Raw genomic sequence first — 3,172 nt, forward strand, 5'->3', positions numbered from 1 at the left:
GTATGCGTTTGAGCGGGAACGGTTCTGGCTCAAGGACTTGGAGCCCGACACTGCCGCGCGCGGCCGCCGCGCGCGAGCCACCGTGGACAGCTGGCGCTACCGGATCGCGTGGCAGCTCCTGCCGGCGGCCACGGCGCAGGCGCCCGTTCTCCATGGGACGTGGGCCGTCCTGCTGCCGACGGGCGGCATGAGCGACGCGTGGGCTATCGCCGTGCTGCGGACGCTCGCCGACCACGGAGCCGCCCGCGTCGTACCCGTGGAACTGTCGGCGGCGGACACCGACCGTGCCGCTCTGGCGGCACGCCTGCGCGACGCCATGAGCACAACGGCTCCGTTCGACGGCGTGCTGTCGCTCCTGGCGGCCGACGAACGGCCCAGCCCGGGGCGCCAGACCCTGACCACCGGCCTGGCGCTCACCCTGACGCTGGTCCAGGCATTGAGCGACCTGGACATCGAAACGCGCCTGTGGTGCGCGACGCGCGGCGCCGTCTCGACCGGCTCAGCCGATCCGCTGGTCAGCCCGCGGCAAGCGCAGGTGTGGGGCCTCGGCCGGGTCGTGGCCCTGGAGCATCCCGCCCAGTGGGGCGGATTGATCGATCTGCCCGAGAGCCCGAATGCGCACGCTCTCGCGGAGCTGTGCCGGGTGCTTGCCGGGCTGAACGGCGAGGATCAGGTAGCGGTGCGTTCCCAAGGGGCGTTCGCCCGGCGGATGGTCGAGGCCGCGACGGGTGATGCCGCACCGCGGCGCGACTGGAAGCCCAGGGGCACGGTGCTGCTCACCGGCGCCACCGGCAGCCTCGGTCCGCGCGTCGCCCGCTGGCTCGCCACCCGCGGCGCCGAGCACGTGGTGTTGGTCAGCCGTTCCGGCTCCGACGCCCCGGGCGCTGACGAACTGGCGGCCGAGCTTGCGGAGATGGGCGCGGCCGTCACCCTGGCGGCCTGCGATGTCGGTGACCGTTCCGCGGTGGAGACGCTGCTCGGCGGGCTGCGGGACGCCGGGCATACGGTGCGTGCCGTCGTGCACACCGCCGCGCACATCGAGCTGGCCGCGGTGACCGGCACCACCCCGGACAGCCTTGCCGCGGTGCTGTCCGCGAAGGTCGCTGGGACCGAGCACCTCGCTGCCCTTCTCGACCGGGACGAACTTGACGCCTTCGTTCTGTTCTCCTCGATCGCCGGAGTCTGGGGAAGCGGCGACCACGCCGCGTACGCCGCCGCCAACGCGGGGCTCGACGCCATGGCGGAGCAGGGCAGGGCCCAGGGGCTGCCCATGACGTCCGTGGCGTGGGGCGTCTGGGAGGACGCGCTCAACACGTGGCGCGGCATGGAGGGCCTCGACCCGGCCGCGACGCGCGAACGAGTCCGGGGGCAGGGACTGTCGCTGATGCGCGCTGACCTGGCCATCACCGCACTTCAACAGGCACTCGACCACGAGGACACCTTTGTGGCAGTGGCCGATATCGACTGGGAGCCGTTCGCCTCCCTGTTCACGGCGGTGCGGCCGAGCCCGTTCCTCGGCGAACTGGCCCGTGCGCGCAGGGCGTTGAGCGCTCCGGCGCAGGGCGCGGCGGCCGGGAACGTCCCGGCTCGCTCCGAACTGCGGCAGCAGCTCGACGGCCGTTCGGCGACGGAGCAGGAACGCATCCTGCTCGACCTGATCCGTACCCACGCCCGCGCCGTGCTCGGGCACGCGTCGCCGGAGGCGATCGGTCCGGAACGCGCCTTCAAGGACCTCGGGTTCGAGTCTTTGACGGCGGTGGAACTCCGCAACAGGCTCGCCGCCGCATCCGGACTGCGGCTGCCGGCCACGCTGGTCTTCGACCAGCCGACGCCCGTCGCGCTGGCGAGGCATCTGCGCGCGGAGATTCTGGAACTGGACGCGGCCCCCACCTCCCCGGCCGCGGTGATGCGCGCGGCGGACGAGGAGCCGTTGGCGATCGTGGGGATGGCGTGCCGTTTCCCCGGTGGCGTCGGCAGCCCGGAAGATCTGTGGCGGCTGGTTGCCGAGGGCGCCGACGTGATCTCCGACTTCCCCGACGACCGCGGCTGGGACCTCGCCGACCTGTTCGACCCGGACCCGGGGCGGCGGGGCAAGAGTTACGTCCGGTCGGGCGGCTTCGTCGAGGGCGCGGACCGCTTCGACGCGGCGTTCTTCGGGATCAGTCCGCGTGAGGCGTTGGCGATGGACCCGCAGCAGCGGTTGTTGCTGGAGACCTCGTGGGAGGCGTTCGAACGGGCCGGGATCGCCCCGGACTCTCTGCGTGGCTCCCGCACAGGAGCCTTCGTCGGCGCCATGTCCCACGGATACGGCCCGCGCGCCGGCGAAGCGGCGCCTGCCATCGAGGACTACGTCGTGACGGGCAGCGTTCCCAGCGTCATCTCGGGGCGTGTCGCGTATGCGCTGGGTCTTGAGGGGCCGGCGGTGACGGTGGACACGGCGTGTTCCTCGTCGCTGGTGGCCCTGCACCTGGCCGCGCAGTCGCTGCGGAACGGCGAGTGCACCATGGCCCTCGCGGGCGGCGCCGTCGTGATGCCGACTCCCGACGCGTTCGTCGGGTTCAGCCGGTTGAGGGCGCTGTCGGCCGACGGCCGGTGCAAGGCGTTCGCCGACGACGCCGACGGCTTCGGGCTGTCCGAGGGGGCCGGCGTCGTCCTGCTGGAGCGCCTTTCGGATGCGCGGCGGAACGGGCATCCGGTGCTGGCGGTGGTGCGGGGCTCCGCGGTGAACCAGGACGGCGCTTCGAACGGGCTGACCGCGCCGAACGGCCCCTCGCAGCAGCGCGTCATCCGTCAGGCGCTGGCGAACGCCCGCCTGTCCGCGGCCGACGTGGATGTGGTGGAGGCGCATGGGACGGGGACGTCTTTGGGTGACCCGATCGAGGCGCAGGCGCTGTTGGCGACGTACGGGCAGGAACGGTCGGCGGGGCGGCCGTTGTGGCTGGGCTCGGTCAAGTCGAACATCGGGCACGCGCAGGCGGCTGCGGGCGTGGCGGGCGTGATCAAGATGGTGATGGCGTTGCGGTATGGGATGTTGCCGCGCACGCTGTACGCCGACAAGCCCTCCTCGCACGTCGACTGGTCCTCCGGGGCGGTCGAATTGCTCCAGGAAGCGCGCGCATGGCCGAGCACCGAGGGCCGGCCGCGACGCGCCGGCATTTCCGCATTCGGTATT

1 protein-coding gene is annotated in these 3,172 nt (G+C 72.6%); it reads left to right on the forward strand.

All coding sequences use genetic code 11. The annotated features are described in order from the left end of the window. Positions 1-37: 37 nt before the first annotated feature. On the forward strand, positions 38-3,172 hold a 3,135-nt coding region (locus tag STBA_RS36085; protein WP_290443959.1), incomplete at its 3' end, for a type I polyketide synthase.

The organism is Streptomyces sp. MP131-18, from assembly GCF_001984575.1.
Taxonomy (GTDB): Bacteria; Actinomycetota; Actinomycetes; order Streptomycetales; family Streptomycetaceae; genus Streptomyces; species Streptomyces johnsoniae.